The following is a 2,719-nucleotide window of genomic DNA, read 5'->3' as shown; positions in this document are numbered from 1 at the left end:
TGTCAACGCTCTCTGAAATCTGACCCCCGGCGAGTCTCTGAAAACTGACCCCCCATGTTGTTGGCCGCCGAGTGCCCTGGTCGTGTCGTCAGGGTTGTCAGCCGTGGATGCCAAAATCGGCGGCATGACGCTGTGTGACTACTTCTCCGCCGCTGACGACCAGGCTGCCGTCGCGGTCCTGCAGTCTCCGGGAGGACCGGGTCGAGCGGAGCTCGACGCGTTCCTCCTCAAGAACATCGACCCGGTCGTCGCGATCGCCCAGCTCGAAGCCATCATGACGGGCTGCAGCTATGAGGAGGCCAGCGAACGCCCACGGTCCGGGCAGCTGCTGTCATCGCCGGAGGACGGCCCACCCTTTGTGGTCAGCTTGTCGGACACCCTGTTCGATGCCCTCGTCACGGCGACGCAGGACGACCTCGTGCGCTTTGCTGAGCCGTGGTCGAAGACCGACGAACTCCGGCAGATTCGGATCGGCGCCGAGGCCGCGGCGGATGTTCTGAAGGGGCTCGCAGGACTGGCTCAGCGCGCGCGGGCCTCCGGTCAGCGGTTGTATTGCTGGTGGGCGCTGTGAATTACCGGCGTCCGGCGCCGTTTTCCTTGTTCAGCAGTTCTCGTCGCTGGCGGGTGCGGTAGGAGTCGCCGGTCAGGGTGAGAACCTCGGCATGGTGAACCAGGCGGTCGATCATCGCGGCGGCCACGACGTCATCCGAGAAGGTCTCTCCCCACCGCCCGAAGGGGAGATTCGAGGTGACCATCACAGAGCCCTGCTCGTAGCGCGATGCGATGAGCTGGAAGAACAGGTTCGCCGCATCCTGGTCGAACGGGATGTAGCCCACCTCGTCGATGATGATCAACTTGTAGCGGCGGATCTTCTTGAGCTCGGCCTCCAGGCGGCCGGCCTGGTGGGCTGTCGCGAGGCGGGCGATCCAGTTGCTGGCGGTGTCGAACAGGACCGAGTAGCCGGCCTGGGTGGCCTTGACCCCGAGGCCGATGGCCAAATGGGTCTTCCCGATGCCGGGCGGCCCCAGCAGGATCACGTTCTCGGCCTTCGCGACGAACGTGCCGGTCGCAAGGTGGGCAAGGACGTCGCGCCGCAGCGATGGCAGGTGATCGAGGTTGAAGTCCTCCAGCGTCTTGACCTGGGGGAAGTGGGCAGTGCGGATCCGCATCATGGTGCCCTTGGACTCGCGGTCGGCGACCTGCCGCTGCAGCAGGGCGGCCAGATACTCCTCGTGGGACCAGTTCTGGTCGCGGGCCTGCTCAGCGAGCTCTTCCCAGGTCGCACCGATCGTGGGCATCTTCAGCACCCGGGTCAGGTAAGCGAGCATGGACGGCATACCGTCCTTCGGCCCGGTCACCGTGGTGGACAGCCCGGGCTTGATGGCCGTGGTCATGGGTCACTTCGCTTTCGTGGACGGCGGGTTGAAGTCGACGCCGAACAGGGCGTCGTAGTCCGGCAGGGCCCGCAGCGCGACGCTGTGGCCGTCGGCGTGTTGGCGGGTGGCTGCCGCACGTCTTTCGCGGTCGAGCGCCAGGGCCTGACGCAGTCGGGCGGCGGTTGCGACGTGGACCGGGTCGGTGACCACCGCCTGCTTGGCCCAGGACCTGGTGTGTCGGGCGACGAGCTGGCCCTCGCAGAGGACCCTGACCTCCTGCGGGGAGGCGGTGATGTCGACGAAGCGGCCGATGACCTGCGGGTCGACCGAGTAGTCGACGGTGTCGACGCGGACGTAGTAGTCCCGGCTCAGCCGGATCCGGTGGTTCAGCCCGATGGGCGGAGTGATCGGCGGCAGCGGGAGCATCGACAGGTAATCGGTCTCCAGCAGGTCGACCGGCCGGCCCTGGATCGAGCGGACCGTCCGCGCGTTGGCCCTGATCAGCCAGTCGCCCAACTGGTCGTTGAAGTCGGCCGGGGAGGCGAACTGCCGGCCGGGGAGAAACGAGGTCTCCAAGTACTGGTTGTTGCGTTCAACGATTCCCTTGTATTCCGGGTCGCGGGGCGGCGCCAGCTTGATCTTGGTGGCAAGCGTTCCAGCGAACGCAGCCGCGGGAGCGGTCACCCGCCCGGTCCCCCCGATCGCGGACTCACGGTCCCAGACCAGCGTCTTGGTAACCCTGCCGATGCCACTGATCAGTGACCACATGCCCGAGAGGATGTCGCCGGCCTGGCGGGTCGGGATCATCGTCGCGGTCATGAAGCGAGAAAAACCGAGCGACATCACCAGCACCGGCAGGACCCGTTCCTGCCCGGCAGCGACTTGCACCTTCGTCTCGGGGAACCACAGATCGCACTGGGCGATCTCGCCGGGCTCGTAGGTCACGCGGTCGACCGGGTCGATGCCGACGTACTCCGGCCGGATCACCGCCAGCCGCTTCCGCAGCGGCGGCATCGAGTGCGGCCAGCCGATCCGCTCGGCGATGACCGGTGCCGGCATCCGCGGCCACTCGTTCAGCAGAGCACGGATCTGCGGCTCAAACGGGTCGACGACCGATCCCCGAGGTGCCCGTTCGTACTTCGGCGGTCGCTCCGAGGACAACGCGGCCCGCACCGTGTTGCGGGCCACCCCCAGTCGCCGCGAGATCTCCTTGATGGGCACACCTTCCGCTCGATGCAGCCGGCGTATCTCTGCCCAGTCCTCCACGTTCAGCACCCTCCAAGAGTCCGGAGGGGTCAAGATTCGGAGACTGCCAGGGGGTCAGTTTTCACGAAGCAGCGACA

Annotated in this window: 3 protein-coding genes; 1 reads left to right on the top strand and 2 read right to left on the bottom strand. The window is 66.7% G+C overall.

Translation table 11 applies throughout. The annotated features are described in order from the left end of the window. Positions 1-103 precede the first annotated feature (103 nt). Positions 104-571, top strand: a complete 468-nt coding sequence (locus AB0E62_RS39865) for a hypothetical protein (RefSeq protein WP_362205997.1) — start codon at positions 104-106, stop codon at positions 569-571. 1 nt (position 572) lies between these two features. On the opposite strand, the gene istB is transcribed toward AB0E62_RS39865, so the two are convergent. Next, complete coding sequence (istB, locus tag AB0E62_RS39860; protein WP_362205994.1) at positions 573-1,394, bottom strand: IS21-like element helper ATPase IstB; 822 nt, start codon at positions 1,392-1,394, stop codon at positions 573-575. Positions 1,395-1,397: 3 nt separating this feature from the next. Beyond that, positions 1,398-2,651 carry an IS21 family transposase gene (gene istA, locus AB0E62_RS39855; protein WP_362205991.1) on the bottom strand — a complete coding sequence of 418 codons (1,254 nt, stop codon included), beginning with the start codon at positions 2,649-2,651 and terminating at the stop codon, positions 1,398-1,400. Positions 2,652-2,719 lie beyond the last annotated feature (68 nt).

This window comes from Streptomyces sp. NPDC038707 (genome assembly GCF_040636485.1).
Taxonomy (GTDB): domain Bacteria; phylum Actinomycetota; class Actinomycetes; order Streptomycetales; family Streptomycetaceae; genus Streptomyces.
The sequence above is the reverse complement of the archived record's forward strand: the minus strand, read 5'-3'. Positions and strand labels throughout refer to the sequence as shown.

What these genes read in the sequence shown, in the direction of transcription:
- istB (WP_362205994.1), bottom strand. Translation starts at nt 1,394, where the DNA reads ATGACCACGGCCATCAAGCCCGGGCTGTCCACCACGGTGACCGGGCCG.